Origin of the sequence: Gluconobacter albidus, assembly GCF_002005485.1 — a bacterium.
GTDB lineage: Bacteria > Pseudomonadota > Alphaproteobacteria > Acetobacterales > Acetobacteraceae > Gluconobacter > Gluconobacter albidus.
In genome coordinates, this window is sequence record NZ_CP014689.1 from 779,429 (window position 1) to 801,590 (window position 22,162).

Below are 22,162 nucleotides of genomic sequence, written 5' to 3' on the forward strand. Positions count from 1 at the left end.
AGTTTTCCGATGTCCCGTTCTCTTCGTGTTGCTGTTCAGATGGACCCGCTGGAGTACGTCAATATTGATGGCGACTCCACGTTTGCGATGATGCTCGAAGCGCAGGCGCGCGGCTATGAGCTGTGGGTCTATCCGGTGACGACGCTGAGCCTTGTCGAAGGGCAGGGTCAGGGTGGCCGTGTGCAGGCACGAGCGCGACGGGTCGAGGTGCGGCGCGAGCGTGGCAATCACGCGACGTTTGGCGAAGAGCAGGTGCTGGATCTGGGGCAGACGGATGTGATCCTGATGCGTCAGGATCCGCCGTTCGACATGGGATATATCACGGCGACGCATATGCTTGAGCACGTGCATGGTGTGGGCGAAGGTCGCTCGCTGGTGGTGAACGATCCGGTGGCTGTGCGCAATGCGCCGGAAAAGCTTCTGGTGACGCATTTTCCGCATCTGATGCCGCCTACACTTGTGACGTGGGATACGCGCGAAATTCTGGCGTTCCGTGAGAAGTATCAGGACATTATCGTCAAGCCGCTGTTCGGCAATGGCGGTGCGGGGATTTTCCGGATCAAGCCGGATGATGAGAATCTGGGGGCGCTGCTGGAGATGCACTTCGCACGTTCGCGTGAGCCGCTCATGATTCAGCGTTATGAGCCGGCCGTGCGTCAGGGCGACAAGCGCATCATTCTGGTGGATGGCGAGGCCATCGGTGCGATTAACCGGGTGCCGGCAACGGGAGAAGCGCGCTCGAACATGCATGTTGGCGGCAGGGCCATGAGCGTCGAACTGACGGCGCGTGATCGAGAGATCTGTGAGGCGATCGGGCCCTATCTGCGCGAACATGGCCTGATTTTCACCGGGATCGACGTGATCGGGAACTGGCTGACGGAAATCAACGTCACGTCACCAACAGGTTTGCAGGAACTGGATCGTTTTGACGGAATCAACAGTGCGGGGCTGATCTGGGATGCGATCGAAAGACGCGTTCTGGCTTGAAGGAAAGTTGGAATGGGCTGCCCGAAAGGGCGGCCTGTCAGGGCGTATCCTCGTCTGAAGAAGGCATGTGGGCGAAGGATGTCCGGGGTTCATCCGGAGCAAGTTCTTTGATTTCGGGAGTGCTTTCCCGGCCGAAACGATTACCGAACCAGTCCTGAAGAGGTATGCGGAAATACAGGAAATAGACGGCGCCCCAGGCGCCCAAAGTGACCGCAACAAGGAAATAGATCAGCACGTTTGTTCTCCTGAGCCCGTTTTGAGGCATGGGTTTGAAACGTCATGCACACTGCGTGTCTTGCCAGATGCCTATCGGGGAGGGCAAGAAGGTGCGAATTGAACATGTTCCGGATAGCTCTGGCCTGTGAAGGCCGGGCGGACAAAGAAGGTCGCATATCACAATGTCCTCAACCCTTTCCCCGCGTTCGGCACTGGACGCGGAAGCCGTCAAAACGGCTTATCGTCGTTGGGCCCGTGTTTATGATACTGTTTTTGGCGGTATCTCGGGTTACGGGCGCAAGAGAGCAGTGGCTGCAGTCAATGCCCTGCCAGGAGAAAGGGTTCTGGAGGTCGGTGTCGGGACGGGGCTGGCCCTGCCGGCTTATTCCCAGAGCAAGCGCATCACGGGAATCGATCTTTCCGAAGACATGCTGGAGCGTGCACGGATGCGGGTGCTTCAGGAGCATCTGACGAACGTGGACGATCTGCTGGAAATGGATGCGGAAGCCACGACGTTCGAAGACGACAGTTTCGACATTGCGGTGGCGATGTTTGTGGCCTCTGTTGTTCCGCATCCTGACCGCCTGCTGGCCGAGCTCAAGCGTGTTGTGAAACCGGGTGGACATATCCTGTTCGTCAATCATTTTCTGGCAACCGGTGGCGTGCGTCTGTCTGTTGAGCGTGGAATGGCGCGGGCATCGCGTTCGCTGGGCTGGCATCCGGATTTCGCCATTGAGTCGCTTCTGCCGCCGGAAGATCTGCGTCGTGCCACGCTGACGCCGGTTCCACCTGCAGGGCTGTTTACACTCGTGACATTGCCGCAATGCGAGAGTAAAAGCGACGCAGCAGCCCTGGTCGCCTGATCGGCGTTTGGTTCCGCACGTGTGTCGGCGCCGAGTATTCCGACGCTCGCTGCGGTATTCCTAGTTCAGGGACCGACTACGCGATCATGACTTATCAGGCCGTCGATACTGCTCCGGATACTGCCTCGGCCCGCTCCGGCCGCCGAGTCGGAACATCCTTCATTCTGCTGGCTCTGTTTGCGGGCCTGCTGGGTGGGTCGCTGGCCCTGCCAATTCTTCAGACACACCCCACGAGCGGGCAGGCCTTCTGCCACGGTATTCTCATGACGTTCTTCGTCATGTGTCCTGCGGCGCTTGGTGGTTTCGGGCAGTGGCTTCTGCCAGTCGCGCTCGGGACCGACCGGACGGTGCTCCGGGGGCTGACACTGGCCGGTTTCGGTTTTCTGTCAGCTGGTGTGGTTCTGTTACCGGTTCTGCCATTTGTAGCACTGCTGCTCTGGTCGGTTGGTATTCTGGCGGTAGCGATTGATGTTATCACTACCTGTCTTGAAGGGCGCACCTGCCGCTTCCGGGACATGCCGCCGCTGGCCTGGTCGCTTTTGGCCACAGCGTGCAGCGTTGTGCTGGTCGCGCCTGTTCTGGCTGCTGTCGTTACGCGCGGCATGATGGACGGACTGACCACCAACGCCCTGATTGAGACGCTCCATCTGCCTGAAATGGCACTGATGCTGACCCCGGCACTCGGGCTGGTCACGTCGGCGCTGCTCTCGCGTACGGTTCGTGGCGGAATGTCTTGGACGGTTGCGCCTTATGTGTTCGGTGTGATGGGGATTGGCGGACCTCTGTTCTGGATGGACGGGCTGTATGGCTCTCTGGCGTCCGGAGTGGGGGCCAGCCTTGTCCTGATGACGCAGATCGTGCCGTCAGTGGTGCTGATTGGAGCGCTGTGCCGGGATGTGTGGCAGCAGAAGCGCGATCTGGATGGCGCCGCGCTGTGGGCGATTGGCAGCATTCTTCTCTTCGCTGCGGGTTGGCTGTCTGATGGGTTGCCCGGGCATTCCGGCGATCATACGGCCGTGGCGTTTGGCGGGATCATGGCGTTGTGTGGCGGGTTTTATGCCTGGGTCGAGAGGCTTCTCCCCGGTCGTGTTCCTGCTTTGCTGAGCCGGGTCCATGCGGGTCTCATGCTGGTGGGGGCGTTCTGTTCGATCGTACCGGGCGTGATGATCTATGGTGAGATTCTGATGGGTGTCAGCCTGTTGGCCTTTGGTCTGGTGGGGCTGTTTCTGTTGAGGGAGACCGGGCGTGCCCGGGTCTCGGCATGAGCGATACGGCGACACCTCTGGCCCCTTCGGGGGTTTTTTCCATTCCGGGGAAGGATGGTGATCCCTCCCTGCGTGAATGGTTGGCGCTTCTCAAGCCGCGCGTGATTTCGCTGGTGGTGTTTACGGGCGCTGCGGGTATGGCCGTGGCGCCGCGCTGGCCGTCCATTCCCATCGGGCTGATTACCATTCTGTGCATCTGCATCGGGGCTGGTGCCGCTGGTGCGATCAACATGTGGTATGACCGCGACATTGACGCGATTATGAAGCGGACGGTCGTACGCCCCATCCCCGACGGTCGGATGCCGGAGCAGGCGGCACTGGTTTATGGTGTCGTGCTCTCGGCTCTGTCCGTGGTTGTGCTGTGGCTGGCGACGAATGCGCTGGCGGCCGGGATCTTGGCGTTCTCGATTTTCTTCTACAGCGTCATTTACACGATGTGGCTCAAGCGAAGCACGCCGCAGAACATCGTGATTGGTGGGGCTGCGGGGGCGTTTCCGCCGATGATCGGCTGGGCTGCAACCATGAATTCCATGGACGTGCTGCCGGTGGCGATGTTTGCGATCGTGTTCCTGTGGACGCCGCCGCATTTCTGGTCCCTGTCGCTCTATGCGTGCAAGGATTACGGCAAGGCGGGCATACCGATGCTGCCGGTCGTGAAGGGTGCACGCCATACGCGCTGGCAGATCCTGATCTACACGTTCATTCTTGCGGCAGTGTCGCTGGTGCCGAGCTTCGTGCATGAAGTCGGGCTGACCTATACGGTTGTGACCAGCCTGCTGGATCTGGGCTTCATTCTGTGTGCGTTCCGGGTTCTGACGGACCAGCAGGATGCGGAAGGGGTGAGCCTGACGAAGGACAAGCCGGCGCGGTTCGCGTTCCGCTATTCGCTCGCTTATCTGTTCCTGCTGTTCTGCGGGCTTCTGGTTGACCGGGTGCTGATCGGATGAGCATGACCACTGATATTGATCTGGCCCGTAAACGGCGACTGAGTCGGATTACGGGGATTGTTGGCGGCGTGGTGCTGCTGGCCGTCATCTTTTATGTAATTACTCTGACGCGGCTTTAAGAAGCGTTCAGGCAATAAAAAAGGCCCGGGGGTTTCCCGGGCCTTTTTCTGTTTTGGGGTTTGTCAGCCAGCCTGCTGGATGGCGGAGAGGATCCAGTTGCCGCGGCCATCGGCGCGGACGAAGGTCCAGAGTTCGGTTACGGTGACGGGCTCGGTGGAACTGCCGTCGATGACGTTGCCCATGGAGTCCGTGGTGACGTCCGTCATGGAGTAGCGCATGGCGACGGTTGCGTAAGTGAGGTTACCTTCGCGCCAGGCTTCGGAGAGGTCTCCGCGCTGGAACTGGACGTTGGACACGATGTTCCGTGCGCCACGGCTCGCCAGATCGGAAAGCTGGGCGTTGAAATAGCCCGTCATTTCCGGAGTGGCCATGTTGGAGAGCGCGCGCATGTTCTGTGCGCTCCAGGCGGCCTGGATGTCGAGCAGGAGCCTCTGGAAGCTCGTGTAGTCGTCGTTGGTAAGCGTCACGGGGGTGCTGCCGCCATTATTGCCGAAAGGCGGTGCCGCGCCAGCAGATGACGGCATGCCCATCGGGCTTCCGCTCATCTGGTTCTGGCGGCGGTTGCCGAACATACGAAGCACGAACGCGATCAGGCCACCGATGATAAGGACCTGAAACAGGAAGCCAAAGAAGGACGTGCCGCCTGTCATGCCACCCATCATGCCGTGACCGCTCAGCAGACCGAAGAGGCCCGCGCCCAGAAAGCCACCTGCGAAGCCGCTCAGGAACGGATGGCGGACAGGGTAGGAGGGCCTGTATGCCGGAGCGCCGTAACCGGGCATAGGACGGGCCGGAGAGGCATAGCCGGGTGCGCCGTAATTGGGCGAGGGACGCGGGGTGGCCGACTGGTCCATCGGGCGGGCCCAGCCGGGCGTGATGGAGGTGCGCGGGGGCGCGCTCCAGGTGTGGGAGCCACGGCTTCCGATGGAGCTGCCGCCGCCTGGCCGTGCATCTGCGGTTCCGAGGACGCAGAGAAAGGCAAAGGCGATCGGGAGAAGTCGAAAATTACGCATCAAAGTCCTGCAATGTTCATGCCGTCGATCCGGATACTCGGAGCATTAACGCTCTGCCGGAACATTAGATCACTGCCCGGAACCATGCGGGCAAACATGTCTTTCAGGTTGCCTGCCACCGTGAGTTCGGCGACGGGTTCGGCGATTTCGCCGTTGCGGATCATGAAGCCCGAAGCGCCACGGCTGTAATCGCCGGTCAGCATGTTGACCGACGAGCCCATGAGCTCGGTGATCAGGATCCCTTCACTAATATCGGAACGCAGGGCCTCGGAAGAAAGGGTTCCGGCTGCAAGATGAAGGTTTGTCACACTCGGGGAAGGCGGCGAGGCGACGCCGCGGCTGGCGCGGCCGTTCGTGGGCATGTTGAGCTGGCGGCCGCTGCGGGAGTCGAGCAGCCAAGTCTGGAGGACGCCGTTTGCGATCAGATCCAGCGGAAGAGCGGCACAGCCTTCGGCGTCGAAGGGGCGGGATGCCGCGCCCCGGATGCGGCGCGGATCGTCATGCACGGTCAGGCCCGAGGAGAGGATCTGTTTGCCAAGACTGTCCTTGAGGAAAGATGTGCCCCGTGCGATGGCCGCACCGTTGATGGCGCCGACCAGATGGCCGAGCAGAGATGCGGAGACGCGCGGGTCATAAATGACGCTGTACGTGCCGGTGCGGGGGCGGCCGGGATTGATGCGTGCCAGCACCCGCTCGGCGGCTTCACGACCGATAATGTCGGCGCTTTCGAGGTCTTCGAGATGCACGGCGCTGCGATAGGCGTAGTCGCGCTGCATCGTGGCACCTTCGCCGGCGAGGACGCTGGCGCTGGTGGAGTGTGCGGTACGGCTGTAGGCGCCGAAGAAGCCTGCCGAGGTGCCGAGTGCGACCGAGGTGCGGCCGTGACCGGCGGAGGCGCCGTTGGTGTTGGTGATGCCTTCAAAGGACAGGGCGGTATCCTCGGCTTCGCGGGCGCGGGCGAGCAGGTCGTCCATGCTTGGGACGGAGCTGCATTCGATGTCCAGTCCGGCGGCGTCGAAACGGCCCTGAAGGGCGGATTCGGCCAGGCCGGCATACTGGTCTTCGGGGATGACGAGAGCCATGGCGCAGGCCTGTTCGGCCAGACGGTCGAATTCGGCTTCGTTCAGAACGCTGGTCGAAACCGTCGCTGCGCGTTTGCCGCGAAAGACGCGCAGGCCGAGGGCGACGCTCTCGGAGCGCTCGATACCTTCGGGGACGCCTTTGCGGACGAGTGCGGATTCGGACTCGTCGCGGACGAGAATGGCGTCCGCGTGGTCCGCGCCATGGCGGCGGGCGGCGGCGAGGAGGGCTTCGACGGGCGTTGTGGTCATGCGGCGAGCCTTGCTGTGATGTCCTCCAGGGAGGGCATGTTGCCGACGGGGCCGATGGCGGTGAAGGTCGGCGTGCCGGAGAAAATGGTGCGGGCGACGCGCAGGATGTCGTCTTCCGTCACCGCATCAATCTTGCCGACCGTTTCGGCCGTGGGGATCGGGCGGTTATGGACCTGGATCTGGCGGGCGAGCTGTTCGCAGCGGCTGCCGGTGCTTTCCAGCGACATCAGGAGTGAGGATTTGAGCTGGGCGCGGGCGCGGGAGAGTTCCGCTTCGCTCAGGCCATCCTGAAGGCGCTTGAGTTCGTCGATCATGACGGGGACGAGTTCGGCAGCTTGCTCCTCGCCTGTGCCAGCATAGAGGCCGAACAGGCCGCTGTCGCTGAAGGGGGAGGCGAAGGAATAGACGCTGTAGACCAGACCGCGGCGCTCACGGATTTCCTGGAACAGGCGCGAAGACATGCCGCCGCCGAGGAGCGTCGAGAGAATCATGACCGCGTAATGGTCGGGATGCATGTAGCTGACGGACGGAAAGCCCATGACGAGATGGGCCTGATCCAGTTCGCGGGTTGTGCGAAGTTCGCCGCCTTCATAGGCCGCGCCGCGAGGACGGGGTGTCTGATGGGAGGGAAGGTCGCGGAAATGCTCCTTCACCAGATCCACGACGTCCTGATGGTGCAGGTTTCCGGCAGCGGCGATGGTGATGTTGTGGGTCGTGTAGTGCTCGCGCATGTAGGACATGAGCGTGTCGCGCGTCATGGTCGAGACGAGCTCTTCAGAGCCCAGTGTGGGGCGGCCCATGGGCTGTTCGGGGAAGGCGCGTTCCTGGAACTGGTCGAAGATGATGTCGTCCGGGGTGTCGTTGGCCTGACCGATTTCCTGAAGAATCACGCCACGTTCGCGCTCGATTTCGGCGTCAAGGAACGTGCTGTGGGTCAGGATGTCGCCGATGATGTCCACGCCGAGGGCGAGGTCGTTCTTCAGCAGCTTGACGTAATAGGCTGTGGTTTCGCGGGCGGTATAGGCGTTGATATAGCCACCAACATTCTCGATGTCTTCGGCGATCTGCGCCGCTGAGCGGCGTTCGGTGCCCTTGAAGGCCATGTGTTCGAGGAAGTGGGAGACGCCGTTATTGGCGGCAGTCTCGTCGCGCGTGCCGATGGAGACATAGGCTCCGAAAGACACGGTTTCAACACGGTCCATTCGTTCGGTGATGATGGTCAGGCCGTTATCGAGTCTGGTGACTTCAATCGTATCGGGCATGAGGTTCCGTAATGTCGAAGGAAGGCAGGCTTCCCGGATGGGAAGCCTGTGTTTTTCTGAAGATCAGGCGCGCTTGATATGGGCGCGAACGGCGTCCTGAAGACCGGCAATCTGGCTGTCCATGCATTCGTAACGCTCGGTGCGTTCGAACAGGTCCGACAGATGCGGCGGGAGTTTGGGGTGGATGCCGGTGGCGGCAATCACGGCATCCGGGAACTTGGCGGGGTGGGCCGTGGCGGCTGCGACCATGGGGATGCCGGCTTCCTGAAAGCGCTTGCCGACGGCGAGTCCGATCGCGCTGTGCGGGTCCGCGAGATAGAGGCTCTCGTTGTAGAACAGGCGCATGGCTTCGCTGTTCTGCTCGTCGGTGAGGGTCATGCCCTCGAAGACGTCCTTCATGCGGGTCCAGGCGTCATGCGGGACGGCCATGCGGCCGGTTTCGCGGAATTCGCGCATGATGGCGGCGCAGCGTGTGGCGTTGCGGTCCAGCAGTTCGAATAGCAGACGCTCGAAATTGGACGAGACCTGGATGTCCATCGACGGTGACAGGCTAGGCTCGACCGTACGCACGCTCATGTCATTGTCGATGACGAAGCGCGTGAGGATGTCGTTGCGGTTGGAGCCGATGCAGAGCTTTTTGATGGGCAGGCCCATCTGCTTTGCGGCCCAGGCGGCGAGGACGTTGCCGAAATTGCCGGTCGGAACCGAGAAGGAGACTTCGCGGTCCGGCGCGCCGAGGGCGAGGGCTGCGCGGACGTAATACGGGATCTGGGCTGCGATGCGGGCCCAGTTGATGGAATTGACGGCCGAGAGCGAGACTTCGTCACGAAAGGCATGGTCAGCGAACATCGCCTTGACCAGATCCTGACAGGTGTCGAAATCGCCTTCGACGGCAATGTTGAGGATGTTGTCATCCTGAACGGTCGTCATCTGGCGGCGCTGAACGTCCGAGGTGCGGCCCTTGGGGTGCAGGATGACGACGGAGAGGCGTTCGCGGCCACGGCAGGCCTCGATGGCGGCCGAGCCAGTGTCGCCGGAAGTCGCGCCGACGATCGTGACATGACGGTTGCGCTGGGTCAGGACGTGATCGAACAGGCGGCCGAGCATCTGCATCGCCATGTCTTTGAAGGCGAGCGTCGGGCCGTGGAACAGCTCGAGGGAGTAGAGATCCTGCTCGACTTCGACCAGGGGGACCACGGCGGCATGGTCGAAACCGGCATAGGCATCGCGGGTCATGTCGCGAAGAGTGCCGACGTCGATAGCGCCTTCGGTGAAGAGGGCGATGACTTCGGCGGCGAGGTCCGGATAGGAGAGCGTGCGCCACTCGCGCAGGGTCTGCGGGCTGATCTTCGGCCAGCTCTCCGGCATGTAGAGACCACCATCTCCCGCAAGGCCGGCGAGAAGGATGTCAGAAAAGTTCGGGGCGTCGGCGGTCAGCTCGCCGCGGGTCGATCGGTAGCGCATGGGGAAATTTATATCACGTCCTGTCAGGGCAAAGCGATGCGAAGAATGTGCGTTGTGCCATCTTCCGTGGCCAGCACGGCCATCTGGTGACTGTTGGGAACGGCGGGGGCGCCTGCATCATAGAGGCGCGGGTCCTGGAGGATCCGCAGGGGAATCCGGTCACTGCCGAATTTCAGGATGCTGCCGACAGTAATGTCGGACAGGTAAAATATGTTGTCCGGGGTCAGGGTTTCCCCGCCAATGCTGGGGGTAGTCCGCCATTCGGTGATGCCGTCAAGCTGCTCGACGGGGGTGAAATCCGTATCGGTCAGCAGGGCGGTGTCAATGCGGGACATCGGGCCGCAGGCGGGCTGATAGAACAGCCACTGGCCTTTTGTGTCCAGAAGCAGAAAGCGCACATTGCCACCGGCCATGGGGCGTCCGTCTGGTCCCATCCGGGGCTCGCTGGCACGCAGGAGCGGATGGCGACCGATAAGGGACATGTCATAAGACAGGAAGCGCTTTGCGGTGCCAGTCTTGAGGTCAGCGACGACGAGGGCGGGCTTGCCTTCATCGGCCAGATAGGCCTGCGCGCCGTGAATCTGGAGCGCGACAAGATTGCTGCCCGTAACTGTAGCGCCTGTCAGTGCGAGGCGAGACTGGGCCGCTCCATCCATGGACATGCGGATGAGCGTGGGCATTTTTTCTGTCGAAAGCCCCCAGAGATCATTGCCTGATACCGTGAGGGACACCAGAGGCTCAGTGGGAACGTCGGGACCTGACAGGGGAGTCGAGGTGTTGGTGGCATCGATCCGGACGGGATGTCCACTGCTATCGAGGGCCAGATAAGTTCCGTTTTTGCCGGCTAAAAGTGTTGTGCTTCGAAGGCCGGGAAGTGCCGCGTCGGCTGTGATGGACGCCTGAGCGGGCGAGTCCTGCCAGGGGTGATCCGCTCTGGCGGGGGAGGCCATGCAGGTCAGTGCCACCAGGCCTGTTAGGACGGCGGCGTGCAGAAGACGGGTTTTCATAAGACTGACATTGCCTTGCCAGAGCTGTTTGGCAAGGATGAAGTGGACTCAGGAGTTCGCGTCGGTTTTCTGTTTGAGGGTTTTCTGAGGGGCTGGAACGGGCCCCTGGCCGTCAGCGATGGGGCTCTTTATCGGTCCAGCTGCGTTGCTGAGGGCGGACGGTGCAGGCTTCGGATTGGAAAGCCATGGAGAGAGTTCCTGTTCGATCGGGAACAGGACCGCGGCATGCATGAGCAGGGCGGCTTCGACAGTCAGGCATTCGATTGACCAGCGATTGTCGGGCATGCGGGAGATATAGTGTCCGGAAGCTGTGCGGCGCACTTCAATAGGAAATGTACGGGTGGTCATTCCCTGCCGGACAGTCGCGTACACCAAGCCCGGCACAGGGCCAGTTCGTTGCTCAAGATGCATTGCTGAAAAACCTCTGCTTCTGTCTCGGACTTACGATTTTGACCAAAGAACCGTGAAAACTTCGTTAACACCATCTTTGTGGATTTTTAGGATTTTTTGGAGCACGAAAAGTTGATGACTATGCCGTTTGCTCCTGATCCCACTGAATCCGCCTTCGCCTGTTTCGATGCAGGAGATCTTTCGGGGGCTGAGGATGCCTTTCGTGCCATTCTGGCGATGGAGCCGGGACAGGCAGATGCGTTGCACGGCATGGCATGTCTTGCCCGCGTCCGAGGGCAGAGCGGCATGGCAATTGCACTGGTGGGACGGGCTCTACAGAAGCCGGCTGTGTCTTCCGATCGCAAGGCGCGGATGCATATGACGCTGGGATTGGCCCTTTCCGAGCAGGGACATCTCGAGGCAGCACGAGCGGCATTGCATGTATCCGTGCTGTTGCAGCCTGCCGATCCGAGAGCCCACACTGCTCTGGCGGAGGTGTGTGTCGGGCTGGGGCGTCGTGGGCAGGCGCGTGAGGCTCTGCAGAAGGCGGCGGCTCTGCTGGCGGATGAAAGTAATGTGAGGACCCGAATCGGGGAACTTTTTCTGGATGACGGTCTGGTAGAGCTGGCTGTCGGAGAGTTCCGATGGGTTGTGCGTCACAGGCCTCGTGACGGAGCAGCACTGGCAAATCTGGGGGCGGCACTTTTTGCCGGGAATGCGTTTGATGAGGCGCACGGGGTTCTGGTGCAGGCCTGCGAATTCGGGGCCGGGACTGCGGAGACGCTCAACAGTCTGGGGCTCGTGGAGATGGCGCGGGGCGAACTTGCGGCGGCGGTCGAAACATTGCGGCGGGCGCTGGAGTTGCGGCCTTTGGATGCCCGGATTGCGAATAATCTCGGCACGATCCTGATGGAAATCGGAAGGGAAGACGATGCTGCAACTCTCTTCCGGACGATCATGGGGCGTGAAACGGGAGAGGAAGCCGAGCGGGCACGTTTTAACCGGGCGACCATTCTGCTGGGCCAGGGGCAGTTTGCGGAAGGCTGGCAGGACTTCGAGAGTCGCCGAACGATTCTGGGGCTGGTTTCGGAAAATCCGCAATGGAATGGCTCGGCGGGAGAGGACCCCGTTGCCATTGTAAGGGAGCAGGGACTGGGCGATGAGGTGCAGTTTCTACGCTTTCTGCAGCAGGCAGCCCGGCTTCGGCCATTGCGTCTGCGGTTTCGGACAGCGGAACTGGCGGGATTGATGCCCGGGCTGGATCAGGACCGGATTTTGCCGCCCGAAGGGCCTGTAGCGGCGGAGATTAATCTGCTGAGCCTGCCGAATGTTCTGGGGCTGGGGGAAATGCCTTCAGCCGAGCCGTATCTCGCGGTTAGGGAGACACCTGAAGCAGATCGGGTTGGGGTCTGCTGGTCGGGAAATCCGTCTTACCGGTTTGATCGCAGACGTTCGGTTCCGGTGGGATGTCTGGAGATATTGCGGCAGGTTTCAGGCGCCCGCTTTGTGGCACTTCAGCCTGGTGATGCGCCGGACTGGATGGAGCGGGTGTCTCTTAAGACGCCGCTGGATCTGGCGCGGGAAGTGGGGCTGTGCGCACTAGTCATCAGTGTGGATACGCTGGTGGCGCATATGGCGGGCGCACTGGGGCGGCCGCTCTGGCTGCTCAATCGGGAAGGGGGCGACTGGCGCTGGAAAGACGTAGACTGGTACCGGGATGTCCATCAGTTTCGTCCGCCCGCCGGAGCAGATGTTTCCAAAGGGTGGACGGTTGTTCTTCAGGAGGTTGCGGTGGCGCTTACTTTGCGGGGGCAGGAACCGGAGGGCTCGTGAGAGAAGCCAGCAGGGTTTCGCGCAGGCGGGCGAGACGGATCGGATCGGTGATTTTCAAGCCCAGCAGATCCCGAACATAGAACACATCGACGGCGCGCATGCCGTAGGTCGTGATATGGGCCGAGGAAATCTGGAGAGACTGGCTGCTGAGGGTTGATGTGATGTCGTGCAGCAGGCCGGGGCGGTCGCGTCCGTTGACTTCAATGACGGTGTGACGGTCCGAGGCCGTGTTGTCGATGACAACGCGGGGCGGAACGTGAATTGCGCGCATCCGGCGCGAGGTGCTGTGGTGGCTGGCGTCCTCGATACCTTTGCGGATGTCGAGGCGGCCCGAAAGCGCCTGTTCCACGAGATGGTTGAGGCGACCCAGTTGGTGAGGTTCCTCGAAGGAGCAGCCTTCGCCATCCTGCACCCAGAAGGTGTCGAGCGCCATGCCGTCGCTCAGTGTGTGGATGCGGGCATCCACGATGGAGGCGCCTGCGACGGCGAGGGCACCGGCGATCTGGGAAAACAGGCCCGGATGGTCGGCGCAGAGAACGGTGAGTTCGGTGACGCCGCGTTCGGGGATCGGGAAGGCTTCGACCGTGACGGGGGAGCGGTAGCGGTCCGAATCGTGGACCATGCGGGCATGGCGCATTTGAGTGTCGGTGTCGAAGCCGAGCCAGTAGCTCGGATAGCCGAGGTCCAGAAAGCGGTCGATGCTACTTTCGGGCAAGGTGCCGGTGAGGCCATCCCGGGCCAGGTCTCGGGCGTGGTTGACGCGGCTGTCGCGTTCGGTGGCGGCCAGTCCGCCTTCCAGCACCTCGGCGACGCGAGAGAAAAGTTCGCGCAGGAGCGTGGCTTTCCAGGCGTTCCAGACCTTCGGGCTGACGGCGCGCATATCGGCGATGGTCAGGAGAAGGAGGAGACGCAGGCGTTCGGGGGACTGGATGGTGTCGGCGAGGTCGAGGATTGTGCGGGGATCGTCGATGTCGCGGGTAAAGGCGGTCTGAGACAGCAGGAGATGGTGCAGGACCAGCCAGGAGACGGTATCGGTTTCTTCGGGATCAAGGCCAAGCTGCGGACAGATCGTGAGCGCGAGGTCGGCGCCGATTTCGGAATGGTCGCCGCCGCGTCCCTTGCCGATGTCGTGCAGCAGGACGGCGACGTAAAGCGCACGTCGGGAGCGCAGGTCGCTGGCCAGCGTGTAGGCCAGGGGGATTTCGTCCGCCATGCGACCGGCTTCGATCTGGCCCATCATGCGCACAGCTTCGACGATGTGCTCGTCAACCGTATAGATATGATAACTGTCGAACTGCATCTGCCCGACAACGCGGGACCAGTCTGGCAGGAGGCGCCCGAGAAGGCCGGTTTCGTTCAGGATCGGGAGCCAGAACGGAACGGCTTTGGTTTCGTCTGCACTCGGCTCGCAGAGCAGATCCAGAAAGATTTTCGCGGTTTCGGGATCATCACGCAGGGCGACGGCATGGCGTTCGTTGCGGATGATCTGCTGCATCGCGATGGGATGCAGGGGCAGGTCGTGGCGCCGCCCGCAGTCCAGCAGGCGAAACATTTCGCGGGGCTGGGACGCAAAGGTGACAGGCTCGATCGGACAGATGCGCCCGGCGATCGTCTGGAATTCTTCAGGTCCGGTAACGATTTTGGGTGGCTCGCCGGTCGTCTGGTCCTGAAGATGCATCAGAACGACGGGTTGCAGCACGCTGGTAAGACGCATGACGTCGCGTGCGGTCAGAAAATAATGCCGCATGAAGCGCTCAACACCACGCTGACGGCCGTGTGTTGCATAGCCCATACGACCGCCGATGACGGGCTGGACGTCGAAGGTCAGGCGTTCTTCAGCGCGGCCCGTGATGTAGTGCAGGTGCAGGCGAACGGTCCACAGGAAGTCCCATGAGCGACGGGCACGGTGTGCTTCGCGTTCCGTCAGCAGACCGAAGGACGCAAAGGAGGGGGTCTGGGGGGCTTCGGCGGGGGCACCGTTGCGGTCCGGTGTCGAGACGGCGCAGCCGAGGGCTGCACGGCCCATCCAGTTCAGGGTTTGCAGATCCCGCAGGCCGCCGCGGCCTTCCTTGATGTTGGGCTCGACCATGTAGGGGTTGTCGCCGAAGCGGCGGTGACGCTGCTCGCGTTCGCCGATCTTGCCCATGACGAATTCGCACAGGCGGTCGTTCTGAAGGTCTGCGCCCAGGGCGCAGCGCAGGTTTCGCGCCAGTGTGCGGTCCCCGTGGAGGAAACGCAGGTCCAGCAGGGCGGTGCGGATCGTCAGATCGGTATCGGCGTCGCGGACGCATTCGGCGATGGAGCGCGTAGCGTGGCCAACGCGCAGGCCGAGATCCCACAGGGCGTAGAGAATAAACTCGATCCGGGCCGTCATGGCCGCGGATGGATCGCCGGGGATCAGGAACAGGATGTCGATATCGCTGAAGGGGGCAAGCAGGCCCGCACCATAGCCGCCGGTGGCACAGAGACACAGGGATTCTTGAGGGGAGGAGGCGGGGGATTCGTGTTTGCTGGCCGCAAGGTCGGCCAGTGCGCAGACCATGTCGTCGGCCTGATGGGCGAGAGCGCGGGCAGCATCGATTCCCGAAACCCGGCGCTTTTCGAACTGGTAACGGACTGAGGCGTTTCCGCTGCCCAGATGCCGCCGAAGGATGGAAAGCACGGCCTCGCGGCTCGTCTGCCCCTGTTCCGCGGCCGTATCGAGAGCGCTCTGCAGGGATGAGGCCGGGTCATACGGGAGGGGGGCGGTTCGGTCAGACAGGGGCTTATCCGTATCGTCAGCGAAGGAAAGAGGGAGAGTTTCGCCCCAGAAAGAGTTTTCTTTCAAGTGCCGTTTCCTGAGGCAAGGCGTTTCAGATTGTATAACGCATCCAGCGCGTCCCGTGGAGAGAGATCATCGGGGTTTATGGCGTGTATTGCGTCTTCCAGCGGGGTACGGGCGATGGGCGCGGCGGGAGCGGGCGACGCTGGTTCCGCAACCGCTTCAAACAGGGGCAGGGAGGAGCGGGAATCGGCCTGTTCGCGCTCGAACTGGGTCAGCAGGCGGTTGGCGCGGCTGATAACGGAGGCGGGGATTCCCGCCAGTTTTGCAACATGCAGGCCCCAACTCTTGCGGGCGGCACCGGGGCGGACTTCGTGTTGGAAGATGACCTCGCCCCGCCACTCTTTCACGGCCATCGTGTAAGGCGCCAGGCGGGGAAGGAACTCGGTCAGCGCGCCGAGTTCATGGAAATGTGTTGCAAAGATTGTCCGTGAGCCAAGCTGTGTGTGAAGGGCTTCGAGTGTGGCCCATGCGATGGACAGACCGTCGAGAGTTGCGGTGCCACGCCCGATCTCGTCCACGACGACAAGCGATTTCGGACCGGCCTGATTGAGAATCGCCGCCGTCTCGGTCATTTCGACCATGAAGGTTGAGCGTCCCCGGGCCAGATCGTCCGCGCCGCCAACGCGGGAGAACAGGCGGTCTACGACGCCGATCTGTGCGGATTTTGCCGGAACGGGAAGGCCCGCCTGTGCAAGAATAACGGCAAGGGCGGTCTGGCGCAGGAAGGTCGATTTGCCCGCCATGTTCGGGCCTGTGAGCAGCATGGCGCGGTGTTCGGGCGGCAGGGCGCAGTCATTGGGAATGAAACGGGCATCCGCGCTTCCCGACTCGGCCAGTGCGGCTTCGACGACCGGGTGTCGGCAGGCGACGAGGCTGAACTCCGTGCCTTCCGTGACGGTGGGGCGGCACCATGAACCCCCTTCCGCGAGCAGGCCGCAGGAGCGCAGGACGTCCGCAAGGGCCAGGAACTCCGCGATTTCATCGAGAGCCGGGGTTTGCAGGATGCGGGCACAGAGTTCGGCGAAGATGCGGCGTTCCAGCGCAGAGGCTCTGTCGGCGGCTTCGAGGATCGCGCGATCCAGACCGGCAAGCTCTTCGGTCGAGAAGCGGGCGAGGCTGGCCGTGCCCTGCCGGAAAGACAGTTCGGAGTTGTCGCGCAGTTTCGTGCCAGCCGCGGACGGGACTTCGATGACGTAGCCAAGCTGGGCGTGGTGTTTGATTTTCAGCGTCGTGACGCCGAATTTTTCGGACAGATCGCCCTGCATGGCCGCGATGATGCGGCGGCTTTCGTCACGCAGGCCGCGATAGCGGTCCAGTTCCGCGTTGTAGCCGGGGGCGATGAAGCCGCCATCTTCGATGCGGGCGGGCAGGCTCTCGGCGACGGCGGCCTGAAGCTGTTCGAGCAGGGTATCGGCGCGGCCATACAGACCAGCGGTGAGCGTGCGGATCAGCGTGGGTGTGTTCGGGTCGCAGGCGGGCTGGAACAGGGCGGTGATGTCGTTGGCGGCGATCAGCGTGTCGCGGATGGCGGCGAGATCGCGCGGCTGTCCACGGCCGGCGGAGATGCGGCCCAAGGCACGGGCAGGATCGGGCGTGAGGCGCAGAATGTCGCCGAGTGCGCTGGACAGGCCGGGGATGGATTGCAACCAGAGCCAGCCGTTCTGGCGATCCGTGATGGCGATGGCGTCCGTCAGCGGAGAGGCCAGCCACTGCGCGAGGAGGCGGGAGCCTGCGGCCGTGGCAGTGCGGGTGACGGCACCGAGGAGGCTGTGTTTCGTTTCGCCGTCGCGGGTGCGGAGAATGTCGAGGCTGGCGCGGGTGGCAGGGTCGATACCGAGAACGCCGTCCGTGCCCTGCGGAATGGGGCGGGAGAGGCGCGGGAGCGCTCCGGCCTGACTGCGCTGGACGTAGTTCAGCGCGATGGCGCAGGCAACGGCCTGTTCGGGCGGGAAGTCTCCGAGGGCATCGATCTGGGCGACGCCATAGGCGCGGGCGACGAGAGTGCGGGCGCTGTCGAGCGTGGGCGGGACGGCGACGGGAGCCAGTCGGTTCGCATAGTCGGGCGCGATGAAGTCGGGCTCGGACAGGATTTCGGCAGGGTCGAGCCGTGCCATCAGCTCCGGCAGGGCGGCATCGCTGACCGAAGCTGTTTCGAAAGCGCCGGTGGAGATGTCGATCCAGGCCGCGCCGATCGTTTTTGCGCGTTTTTCCGGGCTGCGGGCGAGGGCGAGCAGGAGATTGGCGCGTCCGGCTTCGAGCAGTTCGTCTTCGGTCAGGGTGCCGGGGGTGACGACGCGGACGATGGCGCGGGAGAGTGGGCCTTTGAGGGGTTTTTCGCCCTTTTTCGGGGGTGTCTGCGTCTGTTCGGCGACGGCGACGCGAAAGCCGCGCCGGATCAGCCGGGACAGATAGGCCGGGGCGGCCGCGACCGGGACGCCGCACATGGGGATCGGCTCGCCCTGATGCGTGCCGCGGGCCGTGAGCGCGATGTCGAGCGCCATGGCGGCCGCCTGTGCATCGGCGAAGAACAGCTCGTAGAAATCGCCCATACGGAAAAACAGCAGGGCGTCGGGTTCGCGGTGTTTGAGATCGAACCACTGTGCCATCGCGGGGCTGGCGTTTTCGGCGGTAGGCAGGGGCATGAAGGTGCCGATGGGTCCGGTCTCCGGGTTGTCAGGTCGGGGAAGGGGAAAGGAGTGCTTTGGCAATAACGCCTTCCTGCCGGTGTGTGAACCGGCAGGGCGGGGTCAGCGGGTGCGTCTGCGGTTCATGCGTGACTGGAAAGCCACGGCGACGTCGCGCAGGCGCACCACCTTCAGCGCGTCGAGCGTTATGACATAGACCAGCATGCCAAAGACGATCAGGGCCATCAGCATGCCAAAGCGCCAGGCGCCGTGCCAGAACGGCAGGCCAGGCGCTGCGAGTTTTTCTGATGCTGCCACCCAGAGCGCCATCATGACGGCGGCGCCCGCAATCCGCAGGGCGCGGCCTTTGAGGAGCGGATCTGCGATGAAGAGGCCGCGCCGGTGCAGGATCACGGCGAGCAGCGTGCAATTGACGAAAGCGGCGATCGTGCTGGCCAGCGGCGGTCCGATATGGCCAAGCGGGCGGTAGAGCAGGAGGTTCATGATGAGGTTCAGCCCCAGCGTGAAGAAGCCGATCCGTACGGGGGTGACGGTGTCGCCTTCCGCGAAGAAGGCCGGGGAGAGAACCTTGATGAGGACGAAAGCGGGCAGTCCGAGCGCATAGGCCTGAAGGCACTGACCGGAAAGGATGGCATCCGCGACTGTGAAATGGCCGTAGCTGAAAAGGGCGGCCATGATGGGGGAGGCAAGAACCATCATGCCGATCATGGCCGGCAGCGTCAGGAGCAGCGTATAGTCGATGGCGCGGTTGACGCTGGAATGGACGGCAGCGCGGTCGTTGTTCGCGATATGGCGGGTCAGGAGCGGCAGCAGGGCCGTCCCGGCGGCCGAGCCCAGAACGCCGAGGGGAAGCTGGTTGATGCGGTCCGCGAAATACAGGATCGAGGGCGTTCCGACCGGGAGCTTGGTTGCGATGATCATGTCCACGGTCAGGTTGATCTGGGTGACGCCGGAGCCGACGAGGGCCGGTCCCATGCGGCGCATCAGGGCACGCATGTCCGCGGACAGGCTCGGCCATGTCAGATGGGGCGCCATACCCGCGCGGTGGGCGGCCCAGTACAGCGCGCCGAACTGCACGACACCGGAGAGCGTGACGCCCCAGGCACTGACGACGGCGGTGTTGTGCCAGACCAGTGCGCCGAGGAGGATCGCCGCGATGCCGATGATGTTGAAAGTGACGTAGGCTGCTGCTGCTGCGGTGAATCGTCCGAGGCCGTTGAGAATGCCAGAGACGAGGGCGGCGCCGCAGATCAGCATCATGTAGGGGAAAGTGATTCGTGACAGATGCACCGCAGTTTCGAAACGGGTGCCGCTGAGGCCCCAGCCGACGAAGCTCACGACCAGAGGCATGAAGATTTCGGCCAGAACGGTCAGCAGTGCCAGCCAGAGCATCAGCCCGGACAGGGCTTGCCCCGCGAAACGCAAAGCGGGCTGGGGGCCTTTTGTTTCGTACCGCTCGGTGAACATCGGGACGAAAGCGGCGTTGAACGCGCCTTCACCAAAGAGACGCCGGAACATGTTGGGCAGCCGCAGCGCGATCAGGTAGGCGTCCTGAACGGGGCCGGCACCCAGGAACGCGGCGAGAATCTGGTCACGAACGAGGCCGAGGACACGCGAAAGCATGGTCCAGCTGCCGACTGTCAGGAAATTGCGAAGCATTTCCTGATCCTAGCCTATCATTCAGCGCCGCGACATATGCTCCGTGACAGGAAAAGCACGCCGTGGCGGATTGGCTTCAGCGCAGGATCGTTTCGCGGTTGTACGGGGTCGTGGTGGTGCGCTGCGACTGGCCCATGCTGGGGCGGACCGCGGCGAGGCCGATGCAGAGCAGCGTGACTTCCAGCATCAGCATGGCACTGGCCCAGAAAATGCCGGACAGGCCGAGGAATGTCGTGACGTGATGCGCCACGGCCGGGGTCAGCGCACCGAGGGCCGCGACCACCAGAAGGGGCAGGATCGGACGGAGTAGTGAGTCCTTCATAACGAATCTCCTGTCACATTTCTGACTTGAACTGTGACGGATTTCGATACGGGTATTCAAGGAAAAAAGACGCACCTCCGCATCTCTCCTGCGTGAGGGCGACGCTTCAGTTGCTCAGGATGACCTTGCGGATGGCTTCCTCGACCCGGTTTGAGGCGGGCTTGACCAGTGGGGTGAACCAGTTGGTGAGCTTGCCGTCGCGGTCGATCAGATATTTGTAGAAATTCCAGCGCGGGCGGGCGAGGAACCCTCCCTGTTTATCAAGCCATTGAAAAAGCGGTGTGATTCCGGAGCCGCGGACATGCTGTTTGGCGGCCATGGGAAAGGAGACGCCATAGTTGCGGTAACAGAAAGTCTTGATGTCTTCCGCGGAACCGGGTTCCTGCTCGCCGAAATCATTGGAGGGAACGCCGATGACCATCAGGCCGTCGGAGGTGTCGCGACCATAGCGGGACCAGACATGCTGGAGGTCTTCATACTGCGGGGTAAAGCCGCATTTGGAGGCTGTGTTGACGATCAGCAGCGGTCGTCCGCGATAGGCCGAAAGGTCGATCGTATCGCCGGACAGGCCGGGGAGGCTGAAATCATAGGCACAGGTCATGGGGTGTTTCCCTATCAGTCGGGCGGCATTCTAGCGGCTTGAGCCCGTGCAGGCGAGAGAGGAGGGGTGGACAGAACGTGACATGATGGACAGGTTCAGGTCGTTTCAGGTTCAGTTCTACCTGTTTTTGTGAGGAGTTTGCCTGAGTGATCCTGCGCGTCCTTTTCGGCATGGCCGGTCTTCTGTTTCTGGGGGCGCTTCTGTCTACCAACCGCCGGGCCATCGACTGGGCTCTGGTGGGGCGGGCCCTGCTGTTGCAGGTGCTGATTGCGGCGGTCGTGCTGTGGGTGCCGGCGGGCGCGCATGGACTGCACGTTGTCTCGGATGCGGTGACGAAGGTTCTGTCCTTCGGGGATGTGGGCAGTGCGTTTCTGTTTGGTGGTCTCGTCGGGCCGAAAATGAACGCGTTGTTCGGCAATGAGGGGTTCGTTTTTGCGCTGAAGGTGTTGCCGGAAATCGTTTATGTGGCAGCACTTCTGGGGCTTTTGCAGCACTGGGGCGTATTGCAGTTCCTCTCGAAGCTGATTGGGGGGGCGCTCTCACGGGTTCTGGGAACAACAGGGCTGGAATCATTTGCGGCGGTGCTGACGATTTTTCTGGGGCAGAGCGAAATTCCGATCGCGCTTCAGACCTGTCTGGCGGAAATGTCGGAAGGGGAGCTGGCGACGGTTCTGTGCAGCGGAACATCCTCCATCGCGGGGTCCGTGCTGGCGGGGTATGCGTCGCTGGGGGTGCCGATGGAGAACCTGCTGGCGGCGTCCTTCATGGCGATTCCGGGCGGGTTGCTGTTTTCGCGCATCCTGTTTCCGGGGCCACGCCGGTCTGATGCGCAGATTGCAGGCGCAGATCACGGGCATCACAGCATGTTCGAGGCCATTGCCGATGGTGCGATGAATGGTGCCAAGATCGCTGTGGCGGTGGGGTCCGTGCTGATTGCGTTTGTGGGGCTGATTGCGCTGGCGAACGGGCTTCTTGGTGCGGTCGGGCTGTCGCTGTCCTGGATGCTGGGGATGGTGTTTGCGCCGTTTGCCTGGCTTCTGGGCGTACCCTGGAATGAATGCATCGTGGCCGGTGGACTGCTCGGGCAGAAGATCGCGTTCAATGAGTTCGTGGCCTATGTGAACCTGTCCCCATTGATCCACGCCCATGCGCTGTCCCAGCGGACAATCACGATCCTGTCTTTTGCGCTGTGCGGCTTTGCGAATATCTCGACGATCGGGATTTTGATCGGCGCATTCGGAAGTGCGGAGCCGCGCCGGCGGACCGATGTGGCCTCCCTTGCGGTCCGGGCTGTAGTAGCCGGAACGTTGTCCAATGCGATGAGTGCGGTGATTGCGGGGCTGTTCGTCTGATTTTTGGCGGATCACGAATCTCTGATCGCGGGATAGGCTGGTTTCGGGTAAGATGCGAATA

18 protein-coding genes are annotated in these 22,162 nt (G+C 62.4%); 6 read left to right on the forward strand and 12 right to left on the reverse strand.

Annotation, left to right across the window (positions count from 1 at the left end; genetic code table 11):
- Nucleotides 1-9 precede the first annotated feature (9 nt).
- Nucleotides 10-987, forward strand: coding sequence for a glutathione synthase (gene gshB / locus A0U94_RS03450; RefSeq protein WP_077802450.1), 978 nt, complete (start codon nucleotides 10-12; stop codon nucleotides 985-987).
- A 37-nt stretch (nucleotides 988-1,024) separates the two neighbouring features.
- Here the strand turns inward: gshB and A0U94_RS03455 are convergent, their stop codons facing one another.
- Complete coding sequence (locus A0U94_RS03455) at nucleotides 1,025-1,222, reverse strand: hypothetical protein (RefSeq protein WP_062033395.1); 198 nt, start codon at nucleotides 1,220-1,222, stop codon at nucleotides 1,025-1,027.
- 163 nt (nucleotides 1,223-1,385) lie between these two features.
- On the opposite strand from A0U94_RS03455, the gene A0U94_RS03460 reads away from it, so the two are divergent.
- The 3 genes from A0U94_RS03460 (at nucleotide 1,386) to A0U94_RS03470 (ending at nucleotide 4,278) form a co-directional block, all read left to right on the forward strand.
- Nucleotides 1,386-2,066 carry a class I SAM-dependent methyltransferase gene (locus A0U94_RS03460; RefSeq protein WP_062033393.1) on the forward strand — a complete coding sequence of 227 codons (681 nt, stop codon included), beginning with the start codon at nucleotides 1,386-1,388 and terminating at the stop codon, nucleotides 2,064-2,066.
- 86 nt (nucleotides 2,067-2,152) lie between these two features.
- Nucleotides 2,153-3,331 carry a cbb3-type cytochrome c oxidase subunit I gene (locus A0U94_RS03465; protein WP_077802451.1) on the forward strand — a complete coding sequence of 393 codons (1,179 nt, stop codon included), beginning with the start codon at nucleotides 2,153-2,155 and terminating at the stop codon, nucleotides 3,329-3,331.
- Complete coding sequence (locus tag A0U94_RS03470) at nucleotides 3,328-4,278, forward strand: heme o synthase (protein WP_077802452.1); 951 nt, start codon at nucleotides 3,328-3,330, stop codon at nucleotides 4,276-4,278. Before A0U94_RS03465 ends, A0U94_RS03470 begins: the two co-directional genes overlap by 4 nt.
- Nucleotides 4,279-4,460: 182 nt before the next feature.
- On the opposite strand, the gene A0U94_RS03475 is transcribed toward A0U94_RS03470, so the two are convergent.
- From A0U94_RS03475 to A0U94_RS03500, 6 genes are all read right to left on the reverse strand, one after another.
- Nucleotides 4,461-5,411 (reverse strand): Tim44 domain-containing protein, encoded by a 951-nt coding sequence (locus A0U94_RS03475; protein ID WP_077802453.1) that lies wholly within the window; start codon nucleotides 5,409-5,411, stop codon nucleotides 4,461-4,463.
- Nucleotides 5,411-6,742 carry a TldD/PmbA family protein gene (locus A0U94_RS03480; RefSeq protein ID WP_077802454.1) on the reverse strand — a complete coding sequence of 444 codons (1,332 nt, stop codon included), beginning with the start codon at nucleotides 6,740-6,742 and terminating at the stop codon, nucleotides 5,411-5,413. Before A0U94_RS03480 ends, A0U94_RS03475 begins: the two co-directional genes overlap by 1 nt.
- The gene (locus A0U94_RS03485; protein WP_077802455.1) at nucleotides 6,739-8,004 is read right to left on the reverse strand and encodes a M16 family metallopeptidase; all 1,266 of its coding nucleotides are present in this window, start codon (nucleotides 8,002-8,004) and stop codon (nucleotides 6,739-6,741) included. Before A0U94_RS03485 ends, A0U94_RS03480 begins: the two co-directional genes overlap by 4 nt.
- Before the next feature lie 63 nt (nucleotides 8,005-8,067).
- Nucleotides 8,068-9,468 (reverse strand): threonine synthase, encoded by a 1,401-nt coding sequence (gene thrC, locus A0U94_RS03490; protein ID WP_077802456.1) that lies wholly within the window; start codon nucleotides 9,466-9,468, stop codon nucleotides 8,068-8,070.
- Nucleotides 9,469-9,491: 23 nt separating this feature from the next.
- Complete coding sequence (locus tag A0U94_RS03495; RefSeq protein WP_077802457.1) at nucleotides 9,492-10,475, reverse strand: hypothetical protein; 984 nt, start codon at nucleotides 10,473-10,475, stop codon at nucleotides 9,492-9,494.
- Between the two features lie 48 nt (nucleotides 10,476-10,523).
- A complete protein-coding gene (locus A0U94_RS03500; protein ID WP_231878158.1) occupies nucleotides 10,524-10,760 on the reverse strand; it encodes a hypothetical protein in 237 nt (78 codons plus the stop codon).
- Between the two features lie 240 nt (nucleotides 10,761-11,000).
- Here A0U94_RS03500 and A0U94_RS03505 point away from each other — a divergent pair, with 240 nt between their 5' ends.
- Complete coding sequence (locus A0U94_RS03505; protein ID WP_077802458.1) at nucleotides 11,001-12,698, forward strand: tetratricopeptide repeat protein; 1,698 nt, start codon at nucleotides 11,001-11,003, stop codon at nucleotides 12,696-12,698.
- Here A0U94_RS03505 and A0U94_RS03510 read toward each other — a convergent pair.
- The 5 genes from A0U94_RS03510 to A0U94_RS03530 all read right to left on the reverse strand — a co-directional run bounded on the left by A0U94_RS03510 (nucleotide 12,664) and on the right by A0U94_RS03530 (nucleotide 20,749).
- Nucleotides 12,664-15,525: a [protein-PII] uridylyltransferase gene (locus tag A0U94_RS03510; protein ID WP_077802459.1), complete on the reverse strand. Its 2,862-nt coding sequence runs from the start codon at nucleotides 15,523-15,525 to the stop codon at nucleotides 12,664-12,666. The two genes, A0U94_RS03505 and A0U94_RS03510, sit on opposite strands and share 35 nt — an antisense overlap.
- Nucleotides 15,522-18,164 carry a DNA mismatch repair protein MutS gene (gene mutS / locus A0U94_RS03515; protein ID WP_077803815.1) on the reverse strand — a complete coding sequence of 881 codons (2,643 nt, stop codon included), beginning with the start codon at nucleotides 18,162-18,164 and terminating at the stop codon, nucleotides 15,522-15,524. Before mutS ends, A0U94_RS03510 begins: the two co-directional genes overlap by 4 nt.
- A gap of 105 nt (nucleotides 18,165-18,269) precedes the next feature.
- On the reverse strand, nucleotides 18,270-19,826 hold the full coding sequence (gene murJ / locus A0U94_RS03520) for a murein biosynthesis integral membrane protein MurJ (protein WP_077802460.1): 1,557 nt from the start codon (nucleotides 19,824-19,826) through the stop codon (nucleotides 18,270-18,272).
- Between the two features lie 76 nt (nucleotides 19,827-19,902).
- Nucleotides 19,903-20,148, reverse strand: a complete 246-nt coding sequence (locus A0U94_RS03525) for a hypothetical protein (RefSeq protein ID WP_062033356.1) — start codon at nucleotides 20,146-20,148, stop codon at nucleotides 19,903-19,905.
- Between the two features lie 106 nt (nucleotides 20,149-20,254).
- The gene (locus tag A0U94_RS03530) at nucleotides 20,255-20,749 is read right to left on the reverse strand and encodes a glutathione peroxidase (protein WP_062033353.1); all 495 of its coding nucleotides are present in this window, start codon (nucleotides 20,747-20,749) and stop codon (nucleotides 20,255-20,257) included.
- Between the two features lie 146 nt (nucleotides 20,750-20,895).
- Between A0U94_RS03530 and A0U94_RS03535 the strand changes: the two genes are divergently transcribed.
- On the forward strand, nucleotides 20,896-22,101 hold the full coding sequence (locus A0U94_RS03535; protein ID WP_077802461.1) for a NupC/NupG family nucleoside CNT transporter: 1,206 nt from the start codon (nucleotides 20,896-20,898) through the stop codon (nucleotides 22,099-22,101).
- Nucleotides 22,102-22,162 lie beyond the last annotated feature (61 nt).

Bases quoted from the DNA above. Each gene is read 5' to 3' on its own strand.
- A0U94_RS03465 (WP_077802451.1), top strand. From the start codon at position 2,153: ATGACTTATCAGGCCGTCGATACTGCTCCGGATACTGCCTCGGCCCGC.
- A0U94_RS03495 (WP_077802457.1), bottom strand. From the start codon at position 10,475: ATGAAAACCCGTCTTCTGCACGCCGCCGTCCTAACAGGCCTGGTGGCA.
- A0U94_RS03460 (WP_062033393.1), top strand. From the start codon at position 1,386: ATGTCCTCAACCCTTTCCCCGCGTTCGGCACTGGACGCGGAAGCCGTC.
- thrC (WP_077802456.1), bottom strand. From the start codon at position 9,468: ATGCGCTACCGATCGACCCGCGGCGAGCTGACCGCCGACGCCCCGAAC.
- mutS (WP_077803815.1), bottom strand. From the start codon at position 18,164: ATGCCCCTGCCTACCGCCGAAAACGCCAGCCCCGCGATGGCACAGTGG.
- A0U94_RS03505 (WP_077802458.1), top strand. From the start codon at position 11,001: ATGACTATGCCGTTTGCTCCTGATCCCACTGAATCCGCCTTCGCCTGT.
- murJ (WP_077802460.1), bottom strand. From the start codon at position 19,826: ATGCTTCGCAATTTCCTGACAGTCGGCAGCTGGACCATGCTTTCGCGT.
- A0U94_RS03525 (WP_062033356.1), bottom strand. From the start codon at position 20,148: ATGAAGGACTCACTACTCCGTCCGATCCTGCCCCTTCTGGTGGTCGCG.
- A0U94_RS03485 (WP_077802455.1), bottom strand. From the start codon at position 8,004: ATGCCCGATACGATTGAAGTCACCAGACTCGATAACGGCCTGACCATC.
- A0U94_RS03480 (WP_077802454.1), bottom strand. From the start codon at position 6,742: ATGACCACAACGCCCGTCGAAGCCCTCCTCGCCGCCGCCCGCCGCCAT.
- A0U94_RS03470 (WP_077802452.1), top strand. From the start codon at position 3,328: ATGAGCGATACGGCGACACCTCTGGCCCCTTCGGGGGTTTTTTCCATT.
- A0U94_RS03500 (WP_231878158.1), bottom strand. From the start codon at position 10,760: ATGCCCGACAATCGCTGGTCAATCGAATGCCTGACTGTCGAAGCCGCC.
- gshB (WP_077802450.1), top strand. From the start codon at position 10: ATGTCCCGTTCTCTTCGTGTTGCTGTTCAGATGGACCCGCTGGAGTAC.
- A0U94_RS03475 (WP_077802453.1), bottom strand. From the start codon at position 5,411: ATGCGTAATTTTCGACTTCTCCCGATCGCCTTTGCCTTTCTCTGCGTC.
- A0U94_RS03530 (WP_062033353.1), bottom strand. From the start codon at position 20,749: ATGACCTGTGCCTATGATTTCAGCCTCCCCGGCCTGTCCGGCGATACG.